4 protein-coding genes and 1 pseudogene are annotated in these 2959 nt (G+C 65.1%); 2 read left to right on the forward strand and 3 right to left on the reverse strand.

What is annotated here, in order from left to right; translation table 11 throughout:
• Both OP495_RS16970 and OP495_RS16975 read right to left on the reverse strand, forming a co-directional pair.
• A pseudogene (locus OP495_RS16970) lies at positions 1 to 120 on the reverse strand (DNA starvation/stationary phase protection protein); the annotation flags it as partial.
• Between the two features lie 193 nt (positions 121 to 313).
• Positions 314 to 1462, reverse strand: a complete 1149-nt coding sequence (locus OP495_RS16975) for a glycerate kinase (RefSeq protein ID WP_280570916.1) — start codon at positions 1460 to 1462, stop codon at positions 314 to 316.
• A 227-nt stretch (positions 1463 to 1689) separates the two neighbouring features.
• Here OP495_RS16975 and OP495_RS16980 point away from each other — a divergent pair, with 227 nt between their 5' ends.
• The gene (locus OP495_RS16980; RefSeq protein ID WP_280570918.1) at positions 1690 to 2232 is read left to right on the forward strand and encodes a hypothetical protein; all 543 of its coding nucleotides are present in this window, start codon (positions 1690 to 1692) and stop codon (positions 2230 to 2232) included.
• The gene (locus tag OP495_RS16985; protein WP_280570920.1) at positions 2229 to 2603 is read left to right on the forward strand and encodes a hypothetical protein; all 375 of its coding nucleotides are present in this window, start codon (positions 2229 to 2231) and stop codon (positions 2601 to 2603) included. The genes OP495_RS16980 and OP495_RS16985 overlap by 4 nt, the downstream gene beginning before the upstream one ends.
• 29 nt (positions 2604 to 2632) lie before the next feature.
• On the opposite strand, the gene OP495_RS16990 is transcribed toward OP495_RS16985, so the two are convergent.
• On the reverse strand, positions 2633 to 2959 hold a 327-nt coding region (locus OP495_RS16990), incomplete at its 5' end, for an HIT family protein (protein ID WP_280570921.1).

A 2959-nucleotide genomic window follows, 5' to 3' on the forward strand; every position in this document is an offset into this window, starting at 1 on the left:
CCAGTGGTAGCCGCGCGCGTTCATGTAGAAGATCTGGTAGTTGGCCAGCAGCTCGTTGAGCTTTTCGGCCAGCTGGTTGGCGCTGCTGGTATGCAAGCCGATGGAATTGATGTCGGACATTAAAGCACTCCTTGGTAAACGATGGACGAACGTCGTCAGTGGTCAAAAGCGTCAATGGGCTTAGTCTAGAGCCTCGTTTGGGGCTTGGGTAACGAATCTTTCCCATCGACGATATAGCGTTTACATATGAAATGCCCATGACGCTTTGGTTTTTCAAGGTTGGAGGGTGCGGCATTGTGTCCGCTCTCCGCGATTAGCGTGGCGTCTGCCGGTCGGCGAGTCGCCACACACGCAGGAGGCTCTCGGCACGATCGGTGAGCAATTCGGCAGTACGTCCTAGGGCCTCCGGCAGGGCCAGGGGACCATCTGCCAGCGCGAAGGCGGCCTCGATCCCCTCGTCGTGAACGGCCTGCCAGCCATCGCCGAGACGCCCGGCGAGTGCGAGTGTGGGCACGCCGTGTCGTCGCGCGCGCCGGGCGATACCCACCGGCGTCTTGCCGGCCAGGCTCTGGCCATCGAGCTGGCCTTCGCCTGTGATCACCAGGTCGGCGTCTTCCAGCAGACGGTCGAAGTCGACCTGATCCATGACCAGTTCGATGCCGGGCTGCAGCCTTGCGCCCAGAAAAGCGGCGGCTGCGAAGCCCATGCCGCCAGCCGCGCCGGCGCCCGGTAGAGCGCGGTAATCCTTACCGAGCGCGCTGGCGACGTGGTCGGCAAAATGTGCCAAGGCCGCGTCGAGCCGTGTGACGTCCGCCGACGTAGCGCCTTTCTGCGGTCCGAAGGTCGCGCTGGCGCCGCGCTCACCGAGCAAGGGGTTGTCGACGTCCACGGCGGTATCCACCTTGAGCGTCGCCAGGCGCGGGTCCAGGTCGCTCAGGTCGAGTTCGGCCAGCCGCGCCAGTGCCGCGCCGCCTGGTGGCAGTGGCTGGCCCTCGGTATCGAGCAGTCGCGCGCCCAGCGCCGTGAGCATCCCCGCGCCGGCATCGTTGGTGGCGCTGCCGCCCAGGGTGAGGATCAAATGTTTGGCCCCGGTATCGAGCGCATCGCGTATTAACTCGCCGACGCCAAGGGTGGTGCTGTGCAGCGCGGTGCGCTCAGTGTCGGCGAGCGCTTGCAAGCCGCTGGCCTCGGCGAGTTCGACATAGGCCGTGGCACTCGCGGCGTGCCATCCCCAACTGGCGTTGATGGGGCGCTCCAGGGCGTCGTGGACCGCAGTGACGCGGCGTTCGGCCTGTGTTGCGGCCAGCAGGGCATCGAGAGTACCTTCGCCGCCATCCCCCATCGGACATTGCACTAACTGTGCTTGAGGCAGGACGCGGGCGCAGCCCGTGGCGATGGCGACAGCGGCCTCGCGAGCCGAGAGAGAATCCTTGTAGCTATCCGGGGCGATGACGATCTTCATGAGCGAGCCTCTTGCATGATCCAAGCCCGAGGGCGGGGCGTCGTGGTCGAGTTGCCAGCCTAACGCATGCCGGCGCCGGACGGGAGCCGTCCAGCATGCCACACTGACGGAACCGTGGCGCTCGACTACGCTCTCAACGAGATGACCGGGCGGCGGTAACGGTGAGGTGAGACGCGCTATTGCGCTCCCCGCTGACGGGTGGCCTTTTCCTTGCAGGCGAGAACGCGATGATGAAACCTCTTTTGCTGGTAGTGGCATTGGGGCTCGGCGGTTGTCAGAGCCTGGCTTCTTACGATCCGTTGGCCCGCGACGTGGCTTCGCCGTTGCCCGAGGCATGCCACTGGCCGGCCGAGGGCGACGCCAATGCACGGGTAAGGGCCACGGCCGCTGCCCTGGAAGCGCAGGGCTATCGTATCGAACAGACCGAGGTCGCCCTGGGGTTGGTGAGTGCCGAGCGGGCCAAGGCGCAGCCGGGGCTAGGCGCCGTGGATCGACCGCTCTGGGGGCGCAGCGGTTTCTGGGGATACTATGGCATGGGTAGCCACCATGGCTATTCGCTGGGGTATTCCCAGCGCTTTGGCGATGATCCGGTGCGCCTGCAACGGGTCTCGGTGGTCGCCGTCGAGGATGTCGTACGGGTGACGCGCGATTCGCGCGTGGTCGATGTCGACGGTTATCTGATCGATGCGCGTCCGGACAACAGCGCGGCGTTCTGCGCCGCTTTACGCGATGACATCGACGCACGCATGCGTGAGGGGAGCACATCATGAGGCGGCTGCTGCGCGTATTGTTAGTAGCATCGTGCGTGGCATTGAGCGTGAGCGGATGCACGACCACGTCGTCGGCACCGCCGCAAACCCGGGCATTGGTCGTGGACGCCGAGCCATCGACCGCGTTGGAAGCGGGGGTGGCGATGCTGACGGCACGCGGCTTCGTGATTCGTCGCGCCGATGTCGACCTGGGCGATGTCGAGGCCGTGCTGGCCGCGCGCCCCTCGCTCGAGGTGCGCTATCGGCTTGAGGCGACCGAGCAGGGCACGCGCATCACGCTGTCTGGACAGCGTGGTGGCCAGCCGGTGCCACCCTATGTGTTCGATACGCTGCTGATTGATATGCAGGAGCGGCTCGGCGAACTGCCCTAAGTTCTACGAAAACTGCCTGTGCGCCTCACTCATGGTGTGAGGAGGTCACGCAGTGTCGCCAAGTAGGTGCTCAGTGTCGTGTCGTCATACGGCTGCGGCGTGCCTTGTCCCCATACTGGCCCCGGCCAGGCCACGTCGCCCTGGTGGCGGACGATGACATGCAGGTGCAACTGCGCAACCTGATTGCCGAGCGTCGCCAAATTGAGCTTGTCGCCGTCATGATGTGCCATCAAGCGGTGCCCTACCTCGGTGGCTTCCTGCCACATCGTGGCCTGATCGTCGGCGGAGAGTTCGTAGACTTCGCGGATATCGTCGCGACGGGGGATCAGCACTAGCCAGGAATAGCGCGCGTCGTC

It is taken from the genome of Chromohalobacter sp. 296-RDG (genome assembly GCF_029889885.1).
Classification (GTDB): Bacteria; Pseudomonadota; Gammaproteobacteria; order Pseudomonadales; family Halomonadaceae; genus Chromohalobacter.

Coding starts and splice junctions, on each gene's coding strand:
- OP495_RS16975 (WP_280570916.1), bottom strand. CDS start 1,462: ATGAAGATCGTCATCGCCCCGGATAGCTACAAGGATTCTCTCTCGGCT.
- OP495_RS16980 (WP_280570918.1), top strand. CDS start 1,690: ATGATGAAACCTCTTTTGCTGGTAGTGGCATTGGGGCTCGGCGGTTGT.
- OP495_RS16985 (WP_280570920.1), top strand. CDS start 2,229: ATGAGGCGGCTGCTGCGCGTATTGTTAGTAGCATCGTGCGTGGCATTG.